The organism is Mycobacterium terramassiliense, assembly GCF_900157385.1.
Lineage (GTDB): Bacteria > Actinomycetota > Actinomycetes > Mycobacteriales > Mycobacteriaceae > Mycobacterium > Mycobacterium terramassiliense.
Genome location: NZ_LT717701.1, coordinates 2,813,102 through 2,833,670 on the forward strand (window position 1 = coordinate 2,813,102; position 20,569 = coordinate 2,833,670).

The 20,569-nt window shown below is 64.5% G+C and carries 20 protein-coding genes and 1 other RNA gene; 12 read left to right on the plus strand and 9 right to left on the minus strand.

What is annotated here, in order from left to right:
• Positions 1-8 precede the first annotated feature (8 nt).
• On the minus strand, positions 9-1,208 hold the full coding sequence (locus MTAB308_RS27865; RefSeq protein WP_077104073.1) for an amidohydrolase family protein: 1,200 nt from the start codon (positions 1,206-1,208) through the stop codon (positions 9-11).
• Positions 1,209-1,550: 342 nt separating this feature from the next.
• Between MTAB308_RS27865 and MTAB308_RS27870 the strand changes: the two genes are divergently transcribed.
• From MTAB308_RS27870 to MTAB308_RS27915, 9 genes are all read left to right on the plus strand, one after another.
• Complete coding sequence (locus tag MTAB308_RS27870; protein ID WP_077104075.1) at positions 1,551-1,799, plus strand: hypothetical protein; 249 nt, start codon at positions 1,551-1,553, stop codon at positions 1,797-1,799.
• A 1,055-nt stretch (positions 1,800-2,854) separates the two neighbouring features.
• Entirely contained in the window at positions 2,855-3,175 is a 321-nt protein-coding gene (locus MTAB308_RS27880) for a hypothetical protein (RefSeq protein ID WP_157901032.1), read from the plus strand.
• A complete protein-coding gene (locus MTAB308_RS27885; protein ID WP_077104081.1) occupies positions 3,176-3,400 on the plus strand; it encodes a hypothetical protein in 225 nt (74 codons plus the stop codon).
• Positions 3,401-3,407: 7 nt separating this feature from the next.
• A complete protein-coding gene (locus MTAB308_RS27890; protein ID WP_077104083.1) occupies positions 3,408-4,166 on the plus strand; it encodes a hypothetical protein in 759 nt (252 codons plus the stop codon).
• A 119-nt stretch (positions 4,167-4,285) separates the two neighbouring features.
• The gene (locus MTAB308_RS27895) at positions 4,286-4,870 is read left to right on the plus strand and encodes a hypothetical protein (RefSeq protein WP_157901033.1); all 585 of its coding nucleotides are present in this window, start codon (positions 4,286-4,288) and stop codon (positions 4,868-4,870) included.
• A 235-nt stretch (positions 4,871-5,105) separates the two neighbouring features.
• Positions 5,106-5,600 (plus strand): P27 family phage terminase small subunit, encoded by a 495-nt coding sequence (locus MTAB308_RS27900; RefSeq protein WP_077104087.1) that lies wholly within the window; start codon positions 5,106-5,108, stop codon positions 5,598-5,600.
• 230 nt (positions 5,601-5,830) lie between these two features.
• Positions 5,831-7,039 (plus strand): phage major capsid protein, encoded by a 1,209-nt coding sequence (locus tag MTAB308_RS27905; protein ID WP_083746680.1) that lies wholly within the window; start codon positions 5,831-5,833, stop codon positions 7,037-7,039.
• A complete protein-coding gene (locus tag MTAB308_RS27910) occupies positions 7,039-7,401 on the plus strand; it encodes a hypothetical protein (protein ID WP_077104092.1) in 363 nt (120 codons plus the stop codon). Before MTAB308_RS27905 ends, MTAB308_RS27910 begins: the two co-directional genes overlap by 1 nt.
• Positions 7,402-8,061: 660 nt before the next feature.
• Positions 8,062-9,807: a hypothetical protein gene (locus tag MTAB308_RS27915; RefSeq protein WP_077104094.1), complete on the plus strand. Its 1,746-nt coding sequence runs from the start codon at positions 8,062-8,064 to the stop codon at positions 9,805-9,807.
• A 35-nt stretch (positions 9,808-9,842) separates the two neighbouring features.
• On the opposite strand, the gene MTAB308_RS27920 is transcribed toward MTAB308_RS27915, so the two are convergent.
• From MTAB308_RS27920 to MTAB308_RS27940, 5 genes are all read right to left on the minus strand, one after another.
• Complete coding sequence (locus MTAB308_RS27920) at positions 9,843-10,226, minus strand: hypothetical protein (protein ID WP_077104096.1); 384 nt, start codon at positions 10,224-10,226, stop codon at positions 9,843-9,845.
• A gap of 797 nt (positions 10,227-11,023) precedes the next feature.
• Positions 11,024-11,308 (minus strand): hypothetical protein, encoded by a 285-nt coding sequence (locus tag MTAB308_RS27925; protein ID WP_077104098.1) that lies wholly within the window; start codon positions 11,306-11,308, stop codon positions 11,024-11,026.
• The gene (locus MTAB308_RS29390) at positions 11,305-11,670 is read right to left on the minus strand and encodes a hypothetical protein (RefSeq protein ID WP_173842236.1); all 366 of its coding nucleotides are present in this window, start codon (positions 11,668-11,670) and stop codon (positions 11,305-11,307) included. Before MTAB308_RS29390 ends, MTAB308_RS27925 begins: the two co-directional genes overlap by 4 nt.
• A 199-nt stretch (positions 11,671-11,869) precedes the next feature.
• Positions 11,870-13,243: a recombinase family protein gene (locus MTAB308_RS27935; RefSeq protein ID WP_077104102.1), complete on the minus strand. Its 1,374-nt coding sequence runs from the start codon at positions 13,241-13,243 to the stop codon at positions 11,870-11,872.
• Positions 13,244-13,401: 158 nt separating this feature from the next.
• Positions 13,402-14,940: a molybdopterin-dependent oxidoreductase gene (locus MTAB308_RS27940; RefSeq protein ID WP_077104104.1), complete on the minus strand. Its 1,539-nt coding sequence runs from the start codon at positions 14,938-14,940 to the stop codon at positions 13,402-13,404.
• A gap of 121 nt (positions 14,941-15,061) precedes the next feature.
• Between MTAB308_RS27940 and MTAB308_RS30405 the strand changes: the two genes are divergently transcribed.
• Entirely contained in the window at positions 15,062-15,835 is a 774-nt protein-coding gene (locus tag MTAB308_RS30405) for a PE family protein (protein ID WP_108637483.1), read from the plus strand.
• 121 nt (positions 15,836-15,956) lie between these two features.
• On the opposite strand, the gene MTAB308_RS27950 is transcribed toward MTAB308_RS30405, so the two are convergent.
• On the minus strand, positions 15,957-17,456 hold the full coding sequence (locus tag MTAB308_RS27950; protein ID WP_077104108.1) for an aldehyde dehydrogenase family protein: 1,500 nt from the start codon (positions 17,454-17,456) through the stop codon (positions 15,957-15,959).
• Positions 17,457-17,530: 74 nt separating this feature from the next.
• On the opposite strand from MTAB308_RS27950, the gene MTAB308_RS27955 reads away from it, so the two are divergent.
• Positions 17,531-18,613, plus strand: coding sequence for a Zn-dependent alcohol dehydrogenase (locus MTAB308_RS27955; protein ID WP_077104110.1), 1,083 nt, complete (start codon positions 17,531-17,533; stop codon positions 18,611-18,613).
• A gap of 3 nt (positions 18,614-18,616) precedes the next feature.
• Here MTAB308_RS27955 and MTAB308_RS27960 read toward each other — a convergent pair whose 3' ends face one another.
• On the minus strand, positions 18,617-18,811 hold the full coding sequence (locus MTAB308_RS27960; RefSeq protein WP_077104112.1) for a ferredoxin: 195 nt from the start codon (positions 18,809-18,811) through the stop codon (positions 18,617-18,619).
• The gene (locus tag MTAB308_RS27965; RefSeq protein ID WP_077104114.1) at positions 18,808-19,977 is read right to left on the minus strand and encodes a cytochrome P450; all 1,170 of its coding nucleotides are present in this window, start codon (positions 19,975-19,977) and stop codon (positions 18,808-18,810) included. The genes MTAB308_RS27960 and MTAB308_RS27965 overlap by 4 nt, the downstream gene beginning before the upstream one ends.
• Positions 19,978-20,097: 120 nt before the next feature.
• On the opposite strand from MTAB308_RS27965, the gene rnpB reads away from it, so the two are divergent.
• Positions 20,098-20,507, plus strand: an RNA gene (rnpB, locus tag MTAB308_RS27970) — RNase P RNA component class A.
• Positions 20,508-20,569 lie beyond the last annotated feature (62 nt).

The following is a 20,569-nucleotide window of genomic DNA, read 5'->3' on the forward strand; positions in this document are numbered from 1 at the left end:
CGCCCTTTCTATCCGGCGGCCGAAACGGCCAGCCACCCCTCGTCTGGCAGCGGGTGACGGAACAGTTGGGCGGCATTGCGGTGGGTGATGCGCGCCGCGTCCTCCGCCGACAGGCCGGCGACGTTGCGCGCCACCACCTGTTGGGTGTCCGGCCAGGTCGAGTCCGCGTGCGGGTAGTCGCTTTCGACGAGGATGCGGTCGGCCCCGATCGCGTCGAGCGCGCCGAACGCGTGCGGGTCGTCGATCGAGCAGAGCCAGAAGTTGCGCCGCAGTACCTCGCTGGGCAGCAGGTCGCCCTTCCACGACCCGCCCTCGTGGCCCGAAGCCGAGTGCGCCAGAACGTAATCGGCGCGGTCGCCGAGCATGGCCGCCCAGCCCAGGCCGCCCTCGGCGAGCGTGACGTTCAGCCTCGGGTACCGCACCGGGATGCCCGACCACAGCATGTCGGCGCAGGCGACGAGGGCGTTCACCGGGAACAGGGTGGTGATGGTCTCAAAGGGCGTGTCCGGGGCGGGGATTGGCGCCCACTGGGCCGATCCGGTGTGCAGGCACACGACCGTGCCGGTCTCCTCGCAGGCGGCGAAGAACGCATCCCACGCGCCGCTGTGCAGGCTCGGCAGGCCGCATTGGGCGGGCAGCTCGGGGAAGCTCACCGCCTTGAAGCCGCGCGCGGCGTTGCGGCGTACCTCCCCGGGTGCGAGCAGCGGGTCGGCGAGCCAGGGCAGCTGCAGCGGGATGATCCGGTCCGGGTAGCTGCCGGCCCACACCTCCAGGTGCCAGTCGTTCCACGCGCGCAGGGTGGCCAGGCCCAGTTCCAGGTCGTCGCTCTTCCAGAACACGGTCCCGGCGAACCCGGCGATCAGGGAAGGAAAGTTGACCGAGGCCCAGATGCCGGCGAGGTCCATGTCGTCGATCCGGGCGTCGATATCCCAACAGCCGGGCCGCATTTCGTCGAATCGGGCGGCCTCCATGCTCCATTCCTCGCGGGGCCGGCCGATCACCGCGTTGAGGCCGATGTTGGGGTACTCGCGGCCCTCATAGCGCCACACCTGCCGCCCGTCGCCGGTCTCGACGACCCTCGGGGCGCGCTCGGCCAGGGCGGCGGGAAGCCGCCCCACGAACATGTCGGGCGGCTCGATGACGTGGTCGTCGACGGAGATCACGATGTGCTGTCGCCGCCGGGGATCGGGGTCTGGCAGCAGCGCCATACCAGACGACTATCGTCGCCGCTTTCCGGCGCTGTCAATGCTATCTATGCAATCAATGCAAAGACGCACGCGGCCCGCCCCACCTCTACCCCGCGTCGCATATGCAACAGTGGCCCCAGTCCGGGGACCTCGCTTTTGTCCACCTATCCGCAACAACTCGTCGAAGGTGGCCGAACGAGGCTCGGCCTCGAGGGAGCGGTCCGCTTCGCAAAGTCATTGCTCGCCAAGCGCATCGAACGAAAACTTGTCGCTGTAGGCGCACAAAGGCTTATTGCCACCCGCGGAGGGCCCATTTTCGGGGATACTGCGCTGCAACCAGACGCATCAGAAAGGAATCCCAGCATGGCCATTACACGCGCCGAAGCGGCGCAGTACGTCAAGGATGCCGGGGGCTTGAAGCTGGTCGTTTTCGGGGCCGACGGCCACGAGGTCGCGGCGATGTTCGTGCAGGGCTCGGTGACTTACGACCAGGAGGAAGCGACCTTCCTTGCGGTCGCGGAGGACGGCCACACGGTCGGGGAGCTGTTCGTGGACGAAACGGTCGGCTACGACGAGAGCACCGATGCCTTCGTCATCCGCACCGCGCGGTAGCGGCCGCGGCCGCTACGGCGCGTAGCCTCCCCATATGAGAAGGACTTTCGTCGTTACGTTGGCGTTGGGGTTGCTCGTCGCGCTGTTCGGCCTGATCTGGGCGCTCCAGGGATTCGGGGTGCTGGGCGGCAGGCGATACAGCAGTGTCCCCACACGCCTGCGGGCTGCGAACATTACACTTCGCCGAAATGCTGGACTTCGCGCCCAAGTTCTGTAACGTCTCTTTTATAGCGGGACAGAAATCCATTACATTTTGTGGCGTTTGTGCTGAAAACATTACAATTTAGGGCTAAAACATTACACTTTGCAATGCCTCTGACCTGCGCATATAGCGAGACCTCCTCTGTCCCAACGTCTTTCAAGGGCCCCTGAGTCGGCATTCTATGCACCAGAATGGCCGATTCTGATTAGGATAGGTAGTGAAAGCGGAGAGCTTGAACGGACGGGTGCGAGGGCGGTCCATATTTACCAGAACGTCGCCACCCAAGACGACCACGACAACCGAAAGCAACGACAACGACAAATGAATGAACCGAATGGCTACGCGGGTTAAGATCCCCGGTTTCGCTGGTGGCCAATGGGAGGTCAACAGCGACGGGAAGGTCTACCGCGGCTGGCGCAAGCAGGACATCACAAACCTGATTGCAGGCTGGCCCACCGTCGACTTGACGCGTGATTACAAAGGCCCCATCCCGCCCCCTGGATGCGCCCCTGACTGCCCGCGGTGCTTGTGGATGAATGACCCCCACAAAAACTGTTACGAGGCCTCAGACGCTGAAGGCGGTCGCTGTGGATGCGGTCCAACGCCCCGGCTACACATTCCCAGCACACTTCGCCTCCTTGATGAGGTTGTAGTGCACGCCTTTCACGGCGACCCTCCGAACGGTGACTGGGCAAGCGCCCGCATCATCTACCACGAGGGCGGTATGTGGAAGCCTGGATGGAAGCCGAATTGTTCGGCCGGAAATCTGAGCTGGGGCACTGATGAGAAATGTGCCGAGCTGTTGGCACGTCAAGACTTCAAACGCCGCTACGGTCTCCGTGGCGTGGCGTAGATGAGCAACTACTATCGAAATGGAGAGCGAATGCGTTACGCAGACCGCATCCTCAACCGCATCGAGCGCCTGAACGCGCGGAAATTCGGCGTCTATGCCTGCAAAGAGTATGACGGCTCTGACCGCATTTGCCTTGTAGCTGACTTCAAAGACCGCGAGTCTTTCATGCTGCCCATGACGCTTGAGGCCGCTCATGAGATGGCCATAGACATGCTGTCCGCGGTCATGGCTATCAAGCCTGAAATGCTGTTTGGCAGTGAGATTGCTGCACAGTACAAATCAGGCCAGCTGTCCCTGCACGAGCTGAAGCAAGTCGTCTAAATGGACTCGTGCATTATCAGCGACCCCTCGCGCTGTCCGGTAACGGCCCAGCGTCGGGAAGACGGGCGCATTATCGTCCGCACACCCGGCCGGCCCTTGCAGTTTTTCAGCCCTGCCGAAATCGACCGCCTTGCCCGCTTCGCGCGCGGCGAGGGCGTGCTGCAGCGCTACATCGCTTCGCCCCTCAGCGCCACGGAGGGCGACGAACTAAACCATCAGGGCTAACGGGGAGATGACCGACGCCATTCGCGCGTTCCTGGCCGAGTGGGATGGCTTCATCGCGCACTATAGGGACTGCGCGCCCAGCGACATCGACGAGTGTTACCGGACGTGGCTGGTCAACATCGAGTGGCTCCTGGGCTTTCCGGACACCTGCTCTCATGCCGACGAGCTGTTGCCGATGTGGCGTGACGCAATCAGGCTTTTCGGCGCCCGATGCGTAATGGACGGATACGAGCGATCCGGCCGCAGCGGCGATAAGGTCTTCGCGGCCGACACCGCCTACTGGGTGCGCCTGTTCAAGATGGCCCGCGACCCCTCCACGCTTCCGACCAAGCCCGTTACTCTTTACCGCGGCTGTTACTGGGCGGGACGGCTCAGGCCGTCATGGACGCCGAATCTCGTAACCGCCTATTGGTACGCGATTTCCGCCAGCTGCGCTGCGACACAGGACGGTCGTTATGTCACAGACTTCTCCAATCGCTACCGTGCGCCCCGCATCTACCGGCACGTCACACGACCACCCGAGATACTTGCAGTGCGCCGCGACAATGACGAGTACGTCCTTGACCCAACCTTCCTCGATGATTCCAACGTGGAGGAAATCTGGGTCGGCGACCCAGACTACGCGCGCGTTCGCACCATTCTTGCTGAGGCGTCGGGCGTGTTCGTCAGACCGGATGAAAAGCGCCGTTGCTCGCCACTCGTGGAGCCGGAGGCGCGCCTGCGAGCAATCCTCGCGGCGGCGGCTTCCCCCACTTTCGACGGATGACTTCGAGGCCAGCCCCGCCCCCGTGGATGCGTGGACTTCCCAGCATCTACAAGCCGTACGACGACCTCCCCATCCCCGCCACGTCTACGACCGCGTTCGGGACCACCTCCAATGACCCGGTGCGCGAACTGGCCCTAGGCCTGCGACGTGCGTGCAGTATGTGCGGCTACCCAATGCCTCGCGGCAAGCCGGTGTATCACGTGTTCACAACGTCGCCGCAGCAGCACCTTCACAGCGCTCACGGCGGCGGCGTGGTCACCCATCCCTCGCCAGGACCGATGCACCGAAGCTGCGCGGCGTACTCAACCGCGTCGTGCCCGTTCTTGAAATACCGGCAGTCGCGGCGTCGCAGCGCTCGCCACGTCACCCGCGGTGACGCGGAAATCGTCGGATTCGAGAACTTCGGGATGGTCTTTTTCGCCGAACCGACCAGGCGCGGTGACCTGCGGGAGTGGGGTTACCTCGGCCAATGTGAAGGTGTTCCATATGCCAGCTGGAAAGACATGGCGCGTATGTATGACGCCATGATTGCCGCGGACGCGAAGGTTATCGACACTTCCAAGCCTCGGCTGTACTGGACCGACAGTGACCTCGACCGCGGCCGGCTCATGGAGTGCGCCCGCATTGATCGCGTGAGATTGCTACAGCTGCGCGGGTCCATCCCGGCCGTCGTGGGTAATGGTTACAGGATGGCTTTGCTTTAGCTCTTGCGACCCTGTAATGATTCTCTCAGTACCTACCCATACCATCTAGGGGTACTACGCGAAATATGTTGTGGGAGTTGGGGGGTCACCCTCCATCCCTGGACGCAATTAACCGGGGCGACCGTTCCGGATTCGTCACGCGGTTGTCGAAACTTCCGGCTTTTTTGAATCGGCTCTTTGCTAAAGACGTTGCAGCACAGGGGATTTCAGACCATCCGCGAACCATGCTGCGATCATGAAACCTAGTGTGGCACAACAGAATAGGAAATGCAAGAACTTGGGACGACCACGCAGACCTAATCACCTGAAACTCTTAGCTGGTGAGCGAGAGGACCGCATCAATCGCGGCGAACCGCTACCCTCCGAGACCGACGTAGTTCCCCCGGTCCAGCTGACGCCCGGCGCCCAAGACGTATGGGACCGCCTCGCGGCGGATCTCATCAACCAGGGCTGTCTTTCGCATTGGGACGTGGACCTGTTCACGGCCTTTTGTGAATCCGCGGCCACCTACCACGAGTGCCGCGAGCGCATGGGTTCCGACTACGTCACCCAGGGCAGCGTTAAGAACGCGGTGCCGTCACCGTACTGGAAGGTCATGCGGGATTGCGTCGAGACGATGACCCGCATTGGCGGTCGCTTCGGATTGACGCCGGCCGACAGGGCTGGCATTGACCTCTCGGACACCACGCCGACGCCTACTCACGGGCCGGAACGGCTCCTGTCCTCATAAACACCGTTCAGCTCGGTCGCCCGAGACTCTCCGGTGTAGTCACACTCCCGGAATGCCAATCGTGGCTCAGCGTTGATCTGAGCCCCAAAACTTCGGCTTGAATGCCGCCGGCCGCTCTACGGACCCGCCTCCCGCAAATACAAGCCAGCGCGCGAAAGCGTGCAACCACCCGCCTGCGAATGCAAAACGCGGGCCGCTGGTAGTCCGATAACGACAACCAGAAAGTAGTAATGAACAAACAACAGCTTGAAGCAAAACGTATCGAGCTAGATCAGCGTTTGGCCAATTTTACTGACTTTGAAAACGACGCCGCGTATAACGCGCTGGTCGCCGAATTCAAAGCTTGGGAAGCCGAATGCGCGAGACACAATCTTGGAAAGGCATTCGCCACACGTATGGGTACTAATCCCGCAGGCATCGGAACCGCGCCGAACACCGACAGCCTTTACCAACTCGGCGCAAAGGGACTGGGCCGCGAGGTTTACCCGTTCGGCCTGCCCAAGGATGAGGTTCGGAAAGCCTACGAGGTAACCGCCAAGGGCGGCAATTACATCATTAAAGGCCATGACTTCGCCGAGACTAAGACATTCACCACGGTGGATTCTCTGTTGGTGCCGCAGCAGGCGCCTGGCGTCGTGCCGGAATATTTTGAGGCTCGCCTGATCGACCACCTTCCGGTGGTCCCGATTGGCGCTCCGAGTTACCAATTCCTTCAGCATCAATTTGCCGACGACACTGGTGGACCCGACTTTGTGGCCGAGGGTACTGCGAAACCGCAGTGGAACCCTACTGCCGAAAAGGTCGTCGTCACCGCACAGAAGATTGCCGCCTACTTTGACGAGTCGTCAGAGTCGCGCATGGACGCCCCGCAGTGGAATAGCTACCTGATTAACACCCTGTTCCGGCTCATTCAACAGAAAGAGAATCACGCGATCCTTTACGGGACCGTGTCGAGTTCTCTCGGTATTCAGGGCTGGTCTACTCTGGCGGGCATTCTCACGCATGACGCGAGCGGCGACCCCGCGGGCAGCACCAACCTTGACAGTTTGGAGCTGGCGATTAACCAGCTGCGAATTCAGTCAGGTGTTTTCGCCAACGCGAATCTGATCATCATGTCCCCGACAACCTGGTCTGCTACGCGCCGACTTAAGGCGACGACGGGCCAGTACATTGCTGGCGATCCTCTGCATGAGGCCGTTACTAGTGCCTGGGGCGTGCCGGTCGTCACGACGACCGCGGCCAATGACGGCGATGCTTTCGTGGTCGACACCCACAAGATGGGAGCTATTCTCGTCCGACAGGGTATTGAGACCCACATGGGTTACCACGGCGACGGCCTGATTGAGAACATTCTGACCACTGTCGCTGAAGAACGGTTGACCCTAGCGACGGTTATTCCGTCCTCGGTCAACTACGTCACGAACCTAGCGACTTCCTGATGGCGTTCAATAATGGCGTCGGCAACACCATTGAGGCTTACACCGCGGGCCTGCCCCCGGTTAAGAGCCTTTCCGCCGCGTCTGCGACTAACGCAGCCTCCGCCGTCCTTGACGGCGTGGTCATGCGCACGAATTCCACTCTGGTCGTTGTGACTGGCACCGGCGTTTCGGCCGGCGATGTGGAAATTGAGGGCAGCCTGGACGGCACTCATTGGTTCGTCATTGGCTCCCCGCTGGCTGTCAGTGCCGCGTCTACGGTTTATCACCAGACCGGTACCGTCCCGGCTAGGTACTTCCGCGCTGTCGTCTCTACGGCGATTACAGGCGGCACTGTCGATGCGTGGATTGGCGTCACTGACTAATGCGGTTCGCACCTTTCGGTGAACGGCTCGCCCGCGAACAAAGTAGTGGGATGCTGCCTTTCATCGATCTTGTGGAACCGGTGAGTCGGGAGTCTAGTTCTCTCGTCCACATTCAAGAGGCTGAGGATGCCGCGCCGCGGAAGCGCGGGCGGCGCCCAGCGCCTCAATAAAACAGAACTTCCCCGAGAGTATTCGGGGAGATCCATAAATCTCGGTTTCGTCTTAGCCGAGAAACCATGGATCAGCTGGAAAAAGGATGAAAGTGTCGTGCTAGGCATTTCCTTTGTCCTGGGGTTTTCTCTTGTTTGCCCCGCATCGGCGCGGAAGGGGGGATTGGGTTTTTTGTTGTCTTGCCTATTCCCCCTTCCGCCCTTCAAACTTCATCCTTTTCGCCCATGCTGCGCCGCACCCTGCTGGCCGCGCTGGGCGAATATGACGCGGATTGTTCATCTCCTTTGATCCGCGTCATAGCCGGGGCGTGCGCCCGTGGCTAGAGACCACGCCCCCGGCCTTGAACTTTCCCACAACCTTCGTGTCAGCAAGTAACTAGTGGGAATTACCAGGCTAACTACCTGGATTATGCCAGGGGCCGAGGTTGCCCAACTCAATCTTCAACGAAGGACCTCGGCCCCTGGCGCCTTAAATACTAATCGAAAGACATTGACAATTACTTATCCGATAACCCCGCTTCCCAGCATTCACCAGGATGTCACTGACATCGAGAACACGGCCAAGGAGCTGCGGGTAGAGCTTGGCATTTTAGAGCAGGTTCTTGGGCAACTCGCTAACCAAATCCTCCTGGGACTGGTCAATGCCGTATTAAACGCGCTGGGGTTGGGCGCTTTTGCGGGACCGTTGGATACCATGCTCGCGAACTTTGAAACCGCCGTAGAGAACCACCTGGTCACTCCGCTACAGGGCGCTGCTAACGAAATCCAGTCAATCATCGATGCTATCGCCAACGCATTGGGACTTACCGGGACGGGGCATTCCATCCCAACCGTTCAGACGCAACTTGCTGACTATGTTCAACATTTAGCCGCGACGGGCCTATATGACGCGTCTGCCGGTTTCGCGAATCTGGGATCGTCTCTGCTGAAAGGTCTTGACGCCGCGACGGGCGATTTCGTCGGCACTGTGGATTCTGCCGCGACAATCGCGGGGCAGGCAGCCTCTACCGTTCAGGCGAATGCTCAAGGGGCGCTTGACTCCATCGTGCAGGCCGCGCAGAACGATGCATCGCTGGTCAATCAGACCGTGGCGACCGCCAAGGCCGAGCTGGTCTCATTCTTTAGTGGCCTGACAGCCGCGTTTTCCGGCGGTAACACGTCGTCCCCACCCGCGGCGAGCGCAGCGGATGCGGTTTTGGCGGCGGGAGCTATTCAGGAACATCTCGCGCTCATCGGAAACGGCGCCGAAGAACAAGTGGAACTTGACTTTTCAACTTTCAGCAACGGTGCAATGCCAGCTGTGTTCACCGCCTTTACCAATACCGGCTCCCCGATGACGGTCACCGGCGGCCTGCTGACCTTGAATGCCGCCAATTCAGCGCAAGAGCTGTACTACAACGCCGCATCGTGCCTGTCGGACTATCACCAGGTATCCGGAAAATGGCACACGTTCACCCCCGGCACGACAGCTATCGCCTGTGAACTGAGTGCGCGTTATTCGCCTAGCGGATTCGGAAGCGTTATCGCCCAATACAATTCGGGAACCGGATACTGGCAGATCAACGGTTCGGACACGGCGGGCGCCAGCCTTTGGGGGGTGCGATGCAATGACACCTTCACGCCCGATGCCGAATACACGCTGGTTTGTGGCGACGCCAGTACCAGAAACCCATACATATTTCAGTTACTGAAAAACGGGTCGCCCCTGACAATTACGGCGGTCCCCACGGGCGACGCCTCCCAGATCGGAAACTCGTCTTACGTCGATACCACCCACAACAGCGCGGTAGGGGCGACGGCCCGCGACTGCGGGGTAGGTGCCATCACCCTTAGCGGCGGCGGCACTATCGGACTCTCGGACTTCAAGTTCCAAGACAACGCGCCGTCGACCCCGATGGCCTTCGTCTCCCCGGCCGAAGCAACGGCATCCTCAACCTTCACCAAGCTCGCCACGATTGGCGACAAGGTAGCGGTCAACATCGGCGAAACCGGCAAGGCCATGGTCTCTATCGACGCGTACTCATCGAGCGCTAACGGGTATGTCGGCGTGAGCATTTCGGGAGCAAACACCATCGCCCCGTCAATCGCTAATGCCGCGCATGGACTCAACGCGATTCACGCGAGCCTGATATTCGATGACCTTGATTCTGGCCTGACGGTGTTCGACCTGGAATATTGCAGCAGCAGCGGCTCAGTCACTTTCTCCGATCGCCGCGTGACGGTAGTCGCGCTCTAATTGCGCCTGCGGTCTCATCTGAGGGACTTTCTTCGCTATTCGGGGTCGGGAATGTCCCCCACAATCTTGTCTAGCTCGGCCTGTTGCTCTGCCAAGCGGGCTGCGTCACCCTCCTGCTGCGCTTTCCGGGCTTCAGCGCGCTCAAGATCGGCGCGGTATCGCGCATTCGCAGCCCTGATCGCCCCATCGATAAAGCTGATCACATGTGGAACAGCCTTCGGATGCTCGGCCCTTGCGATAATCCGGTCACCGACAACGCTGTCGTATCTAATGTCGCGAGACACGGACCTCATATGACTTATCCAGCGGTCTGGCATTCGCGCCGTCATTTCTATCTCGATGACGCACTCGCCCATGTCTGGGTGGAGCTGCGTTGCCCTTTGGGTCTTGCGTTTAATGTCTTGCCATTCCTCGGTCACTCGACTACTCTCCGCCTTTCCGTTTACCCGTGCAGCCCCCCGTCGATCAGCTTGTATTCCCGACACTGGCCTTTACTGGCCCTTGCGGGGGGCTTTCTTCGCCGGGGCTTTCTTCGCCGTCTCGCGTAGAGCGGCGCCGGCTACGCTTTTTTCGGCTTTCGTCGAACCCTTGGCCGCTAGTTGCCTGGCCGCCTCGCTTGCGACCCTTGGGCTTGTTCCCGCCTTTTTGGGGGTTGCCCCACCTTGCTTCTTCGCCATTGATTTTCCTTCGCGAGAGTGTTGTTTTCCCGACTTCTGCGCCGGGGAGCCCACGATGGACCCAACTCGAACGTACTGGCGAACGCCGACAGCGGCCGGTAGGACGCGAGGGTCAACTCAAGTGATTTTCACCACACAGCTTGTAAAAACTCCTACGCCCTGTCGTACTTCGGGCGGTAGTAGTCAGTCGGATTTCTGCCGACGCCTGCGCGCCGTGGGGGTCGGCAACGTGGGCACCCGCCCCGACTGCACCGCGCAAGTCTCAATGATCTGAGCAATGTCGTCATCGCTGAATCTCAACTGACGCACGATCCTGCGGGCGGGGAAGGTGCCGTTACGCACCCGATCAATCAGCCAATCCTCACTTTCGCAGCCAATCAACGCGCATGTTTCGGCAACGCTGTGCGTGTGCGGCCCATTGGGACAGGCCGGCATCTGATTAGGGCTCATCCGGCCTGTCGGTGCGATCCTCGAACATCCACCTAACCGCCAACCACTGCTCGTCGGTCAGGGGCGCGTCCCATTCGGGGTCGAACACATCATCCGGCGGGATCATCGCGCCTCCCCTCTCCATTCAGTGTGTCCAGTTCGTCGGCAGCGGCGCTTGCGTGCTCTGCCAATTGGCGTAGCAAGGCAGCGTCGAATGCCTCTGGCTCCTCCCGCTCGGCCAAAATGGCCTCCCACCGAATTGGGATAGCGCCGCTAACGTCTTCGTACGCGTAGAGACGGAATGGTCCGTGCAAGGTGCCAATGAGGTCGCGAAACCCGTATTCCTGCCATTCCCCGGCTTCGATGGCGCCTTGGGGCAGACTCTCGTCGTTCATGGTTTCCCCAATCTCTCGTACTGCCAGATTTCAGCTGCCGCGCATAGTTCCCCGGCAAGCCACGTGGCATCGCTCGCTGGAAGGGTGCCGGCCTCGACGCGACGTATGAGCTCACCGGTGAGCTCATGTGACGACGGGTCTTCTTGCCGGTCGCCCATAATCTCCGCGGCCTGGCGGGCCGCATCTGCCAGGACGGCGGCGAAGTGCTGGGCCTCTGGGGGGTCCAGGCACTCATCGCCAACCATCACCTGCACGTCGTGGGGTTGCCCGTCTTCCCCTAGGCTGCCGACGACCTGCAGGTAGTACGGCCAGTTATCCGAGACTGGGTGCTCGATTGAGAACCAGGCGGGTTGTGCGATCACGGGCGGCCAGACCTTAGCCGTGCTAGGCAGGGGAGTAACGTTTGGCATGTCCAACTCCTTCATAGTTGGGCCACACCCCGGGGCGGTGCCAGCCGCCGCCGGGGCCTTTCCGCATTGTTGCGGGAAGTCGCTCTCAGCGTAGCGCAACCAAAGCCGTTGCACCACAATCGATTTCCGTACCAGTACCGTACTGGTACGGTTACGGGCGTGCGGGGATCACAACGGTCCTGGCCCCGTCTGGCCCGCCCGTCACATGAAACTCAATGCCCGCGTTGCGCAGCATGTTGCGCCGTTCGTCCTTGTCCGCGCGTTGCCAGGCGTGGCCCCAAGTTTCGCCCGTGCCGACCTGTTCCCAATGCCCGTCGACCTGCGGCATGGCTTCGAGGGTTTCAATCTCTTGGGTCACGGCGTCAAGCTGGCGCCCGAGGACGCGTTGCATTGTGGGTGAGGTGACGACCCCGAGCCGTTCCGCTAACGCGGTAGCCCGCCGTACGGCATCAGCAAGAGCCGTCGCGTTGTCCTCACCAGCCACCCATTGCCGCTGCGTCAACTCGGTATCGCCATACTCGGCCAGCAGCACCGCCTCTGCCAGCTGCTCTAGAAACTCGGCCTGCATGCTGACAGAGTGCTCACACTTTTTGTTCGGCCGGTAGTAGTAATAAACCTTCCCCTGTCCGTTGCGCTTCGTGTCGAACCACAGACTTTCTCCGCAGTCCCCGCACTTCACTAGGCCTGACAGCGCCGAGGCGTCTCGTCTAACGCCAACACCCCTATTGCCATCCAAAACGGCTTGTACGCGTTGAAATGTGGGCAGGTCGATCAACTCGGCACCGACCTTGATTGCCTTGCCATCCGGCCCCAGATTTCCACGCCGGAACTCGCCCAGCAGGGTCCGCGAGCGCAGGATGCTCCGTAGCGCGGACTGGCTCCACCGCTGGCCGCCGCGGGGGGCGGGTATCTGCTCAGCCTCGAATTGGCGACAGATGTGGGCGAGGGGAGTGCCGTCGAGCACCTCGGCCACAGCGCGCCGTACAACATCCGCTGTTGCAGTGTCGGCGTCCAGCGTGCACCCATTGCCGTTTTTGGCCACACGGAAGCCGTAAGGCACCGTGCCGCCTGCAAAGCGTCCCGCGCTCCGTAGGTGCCGGTGCGAGTCAGTGACGCGGGCGCGGATGTTCTCCAATTCCATCTCGGCCAAGGCGGCAAGGAACCCGGCGATGGCGCGGCCGATTGGTGTCGACAGGTCAATGGATTCCGTGATGGAGACAACCGTCTTGTCGTGCTCGTGTGCCCAGCGAAACAGGTCGTTAAGGCCAAATGTGTTGCGCGCCAGGCGATCAAGCTTCCACGCAACGATTCCGTCGAATTCTGGCCAGCGGTTTTGCAACCAGTCCCCAAAGTTGGGGGCGTCGAACGGGGAGACCTTTCCGGACACGTCGACATCCTCGGCCCACCCGATGATGGTGTGACCGTGAAGCTTGGCCCACGCCTTGATGTGCTCCCGCTGACGCTCGACGCTGGTTGACTCGTCGCTGCTGACACTGAGGCGGACCCGACCCAGGTAATTTCCCATGCCGACCAGCGTAAACCGCGTGTGTGTTCACGGTCAAATGGTAGCCCGATGAGCAACACCACGACCTGGTCCATCATCGGTCCGATCACGGCGCTGGTCGGCCTGGTGATCGCGATATTCAGCTGGCGGAAACTCTCGTCGAAGTAGCGCTTCGCGGCCTACGCGACGGTGAAGTCCACCGTGTGCCAGCCGGTGGCGCCGTCCGGGACGGTACCGACCTGATCCGCGGTTTGGACGGCTCCGGTGTCGTCGGTGGCCCGCACGGTGATGGTGTGTCTCCCGGGGCTTTTCGCCTGCCAGGGAAAGCTCCACAAGCGCCACGTGTCATGGGAATAGCTCGCGCCCGGTAGGGCCGGCTGCCAGCCGCCGTCGTCGATGAGGACCTCGACCGCGCGCACGCCGCGATTCTGTGCCCATGCGACACCGCCGAACACGACGGGCCCCATCGGTACCCGCTGACCGCTCTTCGGCACGTCGATCCGTGATTCCGTCTTGACGGGTGCGCGCGGCGCCCAGCCCTGCCGGGTCCAGTACGCCTTCGCTCGGTCGAAGCGGGTCAGCTCCAGCTCGACGACCCACTTGGTGGCCGACACGTACCCGTACAGGCCGGGCACCACCAGCCGGGCCGGGTAGCCGTGCTCGATCGGCAGGGGCTGATCGTTGAGGCCGACGGCAAGGAGCGCGTCGCGGCCGTCGGTGAGCGCCCGCACCGGCGTACCGGCGGTGAACCCGTCGATCGACGTCGACAGCACCATGTCGGCATCCGCATGCACCCCGGCCGCCGCCAGGAGATCGGCCAGCCGGTAGCCCGTCCAGACGCCGGTCGAAATCAGGTTGCCCCCAACGGGATTCGATACGCAGGTCAAGGTGGTCACCGTTTCGACGAGGTCGAAGCGGGCGAGATCGCCGAAACTGTAGGTGGCTTCGTGGTCCACCATGCCGTGAATGCGCAGCCGCCAATCGCCGCGGCTGAGTTGGGGAACGACCAGTGCCGTGTCCACCCGGTAGAAGTTGGCGCTGGGGGTGACGAATTTGGGTAGCGCGACACCGCTCGGTTGCACGTCGGCGGGTATCGGTGGTGCCGGTATCCGCGGCCGGGGCAGCGCAAAGGTGGTGCGGTCGGCGGCCACCGAGTGGACCAATCGCGTGATGACCGCACCCGCCACGCCGCTGATCACCCCGAATCCGAGCAGTCCGTAGCCGAGCAACCTGCGCCTGCCGGCGTCCGGCCCGGCGCCGTCGGCCGCGCCTCCGTCTTCCGCGGCGGGCCGCAGGCGGCGGGTCAGCACGCGCAGGGCCGCCACACCGCAGGCCGCACCCGCGAGCGTGGGGATCGTGTCGAGCGCGGTCGCACCGGGCCGCGACAGCACGGCGAGGCATCCGAGAACCCCCGCCGCGGCGATGACGGCGCTGCCCAGCGGGCGGCGCCGGGTTTCGAGGGTGCCCGCGACGGCGGCGATCGTGGCGATGACCACGACCACGACGACCGCAAGGAACGGTTTGTCCAGGGAGCCCAGCGTCTGGATTGCCCACTCTTTGATGGGCCCCGGCGTCAGGTCGACGACCACGGCGGACACGGCGGTGCGCGCATTGGCGCGCGCGTCGAACGGGATGCCGACCAGCTCGGCCACCCCGAGCGAGACGGACGCCGCCGCGACGCCGGCGATCATCCGCTCATTCGACGGGGCGGCGGCCATCGGAATACTGTACTCGCGTTGCGCGCGTTCCCTTGTGCGGAAGCCGGGACCGAAAGGCCGCCCAGCGGTACGCTTTTCCTCTAGCTCACCGGGGGATCGCTGTCGGGCGAGGGAGATGGCCATGTCCGTGATGACGGTGGTGCCGGAGTTTGTTGGCCAGGCGGCCGGGCAGCTGGAGAACATCGGCTCGGCCTTGAGCGCGGCCCACGCGGCGGCGGCGGGCCCGACCACCGGCGTCGTGGCCGCCGCGGGCGACGAGGTGTCGACGGCGATCGCCGCGCTGTTTTCCAGTCATGCCCAGCAGTACCAGGCGCTCAATGCGCAGGCGGCGGCCTTTCATGCCCAGTTCACGAGCGCGCTCAACGCGGGCGCCGCTTCCTATCTGAACACCGAGATCGCCAGCGCGCAGGCCGCCGCCGCGCCCCCCGGCTTCCAGGCCATCGGCACCGAAATCCTCTCCGTGCTGCAGGGCAGCAGTGCCCAGCAAATCGAACTGCCCCTTGACCTGGTAGGCCCGCTGGTTGCCGCAAGGGGCCCCCTCGCGCAGGGTGCGACCGCGTTTGTGAGCGCCGTGCAGGCCGGGAACTCGGCGGCGGCCATGGCGGCACTGGCCAACGCCGGCCCCAGCGTCGAGACCGCCTTGCTCTATGGCCAAGACACCGTGTCCATTCCGCTGCCCGGGTCGGTACCGGGTGTGCAGAGCGTGGCGCTCAACATTCCCTTCGGGGGTCTCCTGGCACCTCTGCAGCCGGTCACGGTGAACGTGACGACTACCGGGAACCCGCCGATTATCGCCCCGACGGGTTTCGAGGTTGGCGGCTTCGTCACCAACCTTCAGGCCAATGGGCCCGAAGTGCTCCTGGCCCTGCTCCTGTTAGGCGTCTCCTTCGTGTGAGTGTGCGGCCCGGGCTTTCGGTGTGACCCCAGGGCGCAGAATCGATGGCTTTCGCGCCCGCACCGCACACGCGACGCCGTCACCGCACACGCGACGCCGTCACCGCACACGCCGGCACCGGCTAGCCCGGGACGGGATGCCGCACGAACGTCCGCGGCTGCGTGAACGCGCGGATGCCGTCCACGCCGAGCTCGCGGCCGAGCCCGGACTGGCCGCAGCCGCCGAACGGCAGCCGCGGGTCCTGAGCGGCGAGGCCGTGGCAGTTGACGCTGACCGTGCCCGCGACGAGCTGGCCGGTGACCCGATCGGCCAGCTCGTCGTCGCCGGTCCAGACCGAGGCGGTGAGGCCGAATTCCGTTGCGTTGGCGGCGGTTACGGCGTCGTCGATGGCGTCGTAGCCGAAGAGGGGCAGGACCGGGCCGAACTGCTCCTCGGTGGCCAGCCGCGAGTCCGGCGGCAGGCCGGTGACCACGGTCGGCAGCGCGAAATACCCACCCGAGTCCGCGTCCTCCTCGCGGATGCGCCCGCCGGTGCGCACCGTCGCGCCCCGCGCCTCGGCCTCACCGACGAGCGCCGCCACCCGGTCGCGGCCGGCGGCGGTGTGCAGCGGGCCGAGGGTTGTCTCGTCGGAGAGGCCATCGCCGATCACCTCGCGTTCGCAGCGGGCGAGCACCGCCTCGGCCAGCTCGCCGACCCGTTCGGCGGGCGCATACAGCCGCTTGATCGCCATGCAGACCTGGCCGCCGGTGGTGTAGGTCGCCGTCACCAGCCGCTCGACCAGCTCGTCGGTCACCTCGATGTCGGGGGCGATGATCGCGGCGTCGTTGCCGCCGAGTTCGAGCAGCACCGGGGTGAGGCGGGCGGCGGCCGCCGCCATGACGGCGCGCCCGGTGGCGACGCCGCCGGTCAGCGAGATGAGGTCGATGCCCGGGTGGGTGACCAGCGCCTGGGCGAGCTCGTTGCCGGGGCCGGCGAGCACGTTGACCACACCCGGCGGCAGCGCCGCGGCCAGCGCCCCGGCCAGCCGCAGCGCCGCCAGCGGGCAACTGGGCGGCACCTTGACGACCGCGGTGTTGCCCGCGCTGAGCGCCGACGCCAGCTTCGTAATGGTCAGCGCGAGCGGCCAGTTGAACGGCAGCACCAGCGCGGCCACACCGAAGGGCTCCCGGTGCAGGCGCGGATAGGGGGCGGTCGGGTCGACCTGCTCGGGCGCCACCGCGGCCTCGGCCATCGACCCGATCAGCGCGGCCAGCCCGGGGCCGGTGCTGATCTCGAAGTTGGCCTCGCTCAGCACCTTTCCGTGCTCGCGGGTGTACAGCGTCGCGCCGTCGCCGGCGGCCAGCTGTTCGGCGGCGGTCGCGGCCGCGGCGGTCAGCGCCGCGACCCGCCCGGCGACGCCCAGCGCCCGCCACCCGGGCGCCGCCCGCCGTGCCGCCGCCACCGCGGCGTCGAGCTGGGCGCGGTCGGCGGCGGGGGCGTGGCCGACGACCTCGTGCGGCCGCGCGGGGTTACGCACCGCATAGCTGCCGGCGGCACCGTCCTGGCCCTGCCCGCCGATCGTCAAAACCGGCTCCTCACCTGCCGTTTGGCTGTCGCGCGCGATCGTCGTTGATCCCGTCATGCCCGTCTCCCTTGACCCGGTGCGGTTGTCCAGCCATCGTAGGTCGCTATGACCTGCATCACAGGGTGGACCCCATGAAAGCCGTCGTGCTGCGCGAGGTCGGGCGGCCCACCGCGGTGGAGGAGCTTGAGCTGCGGCCCCTCGGCGACACCGAGGTGCGGGTGCAACTGCGCGCCAGCGGCGTGTGCCACAGCGACCTGTCGCTGCGCGACGGAGCCATCCCGACGCTGCTGCCGTCGACGCTCGGGCACGAGGGCGCCGGGATCGTCGCCGAGGTGGGTGCCGGTGTCACCACGGTCAGCCCGGGTGACCACGTGGTGCTGACGTGGAACGTGCCGTGCCGCTCCTGCCCGCATTGCCTGCGCGGTGAGGCCCAGCTGTGCGTGCACGGCTACGACCACGCCTACGGCGGTCCGTACGCCGAGAGCGCCGAGGGGCCGGTGTGGCCCGGCATGGGCGTCGGGTCGCTGGCCGAGGAGACGCTGCTGCCGGCCGCGGCGGTGGTGCCGGTCGACGAGTCGCTGCCGCTCGACCACGCCGCCCTGCTGGGTTGCGGCGTCACCACCGGCGTCGGCGCGGTGATGCGCACGGCGGCCGTGCGGCCGGGGGACAGCGTGCTCGTGATCGGTTGCGGCGGCGTCGGTTTGGCCGCCATCCAGGGTGCGCGGCTGGCCGGCGCGGCGCGCATCATCGCCGCCGACCGGGTGGCCGGCCAGTTGCCGGCCGCTTCGGCCAACGGGGCGACCGACACCGTCGACGCGGGCGAGGTCGACCTCGTCGCCGCGGTCCGCGATCTCACCGGTGGCGCCGGCGTCGATCACGGGATCGAGGTGGTGGGCAAGCCCGCCACGATGCGCCTGGCGTTCGAGGCCACCCGTCGTGGCGGCAAGGTCACCCTGGTGGGCGCCGCCGGAATCGCCGAGGAGGTGACGTTTCCCGCGCTGTCGTTGATGGCCGACGGCAAGACGGTGCAGGGCAGCGTCTACGGTGCCAGCGATCCGGCGCGCGACATCCCGGTGCTCGCCGAGCTCGCCCAACGCGGCAGGCTCGACCTCGAAGCGTTGGTGAGCCGGCGGATCGGCATCGACGACGTGGAGACCGCGTTCACCGACATGACCGCGGGCCGGGGGGCGCGCAGCGTGGTCTGCTTCGCCTAACCCCTACCGGGACAGCGTGATCGCCTGCTCCGGGCAGTTCTGCTCGCCGGCGACGGCCTGCGGCTCGAGGTCACCCGAGACGTCCTGCACGAGCACGACGCAGTGCCCGACTTCGTCGGCGTCGAACACCTCGGGCGCCAGCGTGTAACAGCGCCCGTGCCCGGTGCAGCGGTCGGGGTCGACGCTAACGCCCGTCATGCCACTCCGAAGACCAGCGGCAGCGATTCCACCGAGCGCAGCGCGGCGGTGTACATCAACTGCGTGCCGGGCTTGATCTCGTAATCCGGTATGCGGCGGTGGAATTCGCGCAACGCAACCCGCAGCTCCATGCGCGCGAGGTGGGATCCGAGGCAGCGGTGCGGGCCGCCGCCGAACGCGCGGTGCCGGTTGGGGTTGCGGGTGAAATCGACACGGTCCGGGTCCGCGAACTCGGCGGGATCGGTGTTGGCCGCACCGAGCAACGGGCTGACCCGCTCGCCCTTGCTGATGGGGCAGCCACCCACCTCGGTGTCCTGCATGGCCACCCGCGCCACGCCGGGAACCGGTGTCTCCCAGCGCAACAGCTCCTCGATGGCGCTCGGCAGGATTTCGGGCTGCTCGACGAGCTGGCGGCGGTGCTCGGGATGGCGGGCCAGATACACGAAGAAGCAGTCGAGCGAGTCGGTGACGGTGTCCAGCCCGGCGATGAGGAACAGGAAGCAGATGTCGAGCAGCTCCTCGCGCGACAATGGCTGGCCCTCGATGGTGGCCGCGATCATCGCCGACAGCACGTCGTCGCGCGGGCTGGTGATGTGGTCGTCGATGGCGCGGTCGAAGTAGTCGTAGATCTGTTGCGCCGTGGGAGCGCCGGTCTCGTGGCGGCGGTCGAAGCCCGAGTCGCCCTCCGGCCGGATGATGTGGTCCTTCCACTCCAGGAATTGTTCGAGGTCCTCCAGCGGCAGGCCGAGCAATTGCAGGAAGACGGTGCAGGGCAGGGGAACCGCGAATTCTTCGTGGAAGTCGCACTCGCCGCGATCGGCGAAGCGGTCGATCATCTGGTTCACCAGCTCGGTGACGCCCGGTTCGCGCCGGGCCATCTCGCGCGGGGTGAACAGCGGATCCAGGATGCGGCGGTACTTGGCGTGTTCGGGCGGGTCGATCTGCAGCGGGATCATCGGCCGAATGTTGCCGAGGTCGACGGCGTCCATGTTCGACGAGAACAGTTCGGTGCGCTTGAGTGCCATCTCGATGTCGGCGAGGCGGCTGAGGACCACCGCCTGGGGGGAGCGGAACACCGGGGTCGATTCGCGCAGCGCCTTATACATCGGTTGCGGCTCCGCGAGACCCGTCACCGACTGATCGACGAATCCTTCGGTATCTGTCATGCGGTCAGCGTGGCACCAACACACTTATTTAGCAATGATTGATAAATTGCTCAATCGTCAAAGCCGCTAGTGAGGTGCTGGTCAGCAGGTTGCGCAGCGGGTAGCGTGGAGCGTCGCGGACGAGTTGGCCGGGCGGCCGCGGCTCGCGTCGGTAAGCCGGCGTCGAGTCGAGGAAAGTCCGGACTTCACAGAGCGGGGTGATTGCTAACGGCAATCCGAGGTGACTCGCGGGAAAGTGCCACAGAAAACAAACCGCCACCCTCGCGGTGGTAAGGGTGAAACGGTGCGGTAAGAGCGCACCAGCATTCCGGGTGACCGGAGTGGCTCGGCAAACCCCACCCGAAGCAAGGCCAAGAAGGCCGCACCTGGTGCGGCCGCGCAGGCGTTCGAGGGTTGCTCGCCCGAGCCTGCGGGTAGGCCGCTCGAGGCACCCGGCGACGGTGTGTCCAGATGGATGGTCGCCGCCGCGCCGCCGTTGCTTATGCCGCGGCGGCGGGGAACAGAATCCGGCTTACAGGCCAACTCGTCCGCCCCGCCAGCACAGCTGATTGCCCAGCTCCTTCTCGCGGCGCTACGCGCATCGTCGCCAGAT